The sequence below is a fragment of the Rhodopseudomonas palustris genome (assembly GCF_003591005.1).
Lineage (GTDB): Bacteria > Pseudomonadota > Alphaproteobacteria > Rhizobiales > Xanthobacteraceae > Rhodopseudomonas > Rhodopseudomonas palustris_K.
In genome coordinates, this window is record NZ_QYYD01000091.1 from 1 (window position 1) to 501 (window position 501).

Annotated in this window: 2 protein-coding genes; both read left to right on the forward strand. The window is 53.5% G+C overall.

Features of this window, described 5'->3' with window-relative positions; genetic code table 11:
- Positions 1-305, forward strand: a 305-nt coding sequence (locus D4Q52_RS26130; protein ID WP_119859482.1) for a rhomboid family intramembrane serine protease, incomplete at its 5' end; no start/stop codon positions are given.
- A gap of 19 nt (positions 306-324) precedes the next feature.
- A partial coding sequence (locus tag D4Q52_RS26985) for a DeoR family transcriptional regulator (RefSeq protein ID WP_119859483.1) occupies positions 325-501 on the forward strand: 177 nt, incomplete at its 3' end.

The window sequence follows — 501 nt, forward strand, 5'->3', positions numbered from 1 at the left end:
TGATTACGGTGATCGCCGCTTTGCTGAGCGGCTTTGTGCAGCATCAGTTCAGCGGCCCGTGGTTTGGCGGACTCTCCGGCGTAGTCTATGCGCTAATGGGCTATGTCTGGCTACGGGGCGAGCGCGATCCGCAGAGCGGCGTTTATTTACAGCGCGGCTTGATACTCTTCTCTTTAGTATGGTTAATTGCTGGATGGTTTGATGTTTTCGGCATGTCGATTGCGAACGGTGCGCACGTGGCCGGTCTGGTGACCGGGCTGGCGATGGCGTTTGTTGATACGCAGAATGTGCGAAAACGAACGTAGAGATTCCCAGGGATATTTCATGAAACAAACACAACGTCATGACGCGATTATCGAGCTGGTAAAAAAACAGGGATACGTCAGTACCGAAGAGCTTGTCGAGCAGTTTGCCGTCAGCCCGCAGACCATTCGCCGCGATCTGAATGATTTAGCCGATCAGAAAATGATTCTGCGTCATCACGGCGGTGCTGCGCTACCG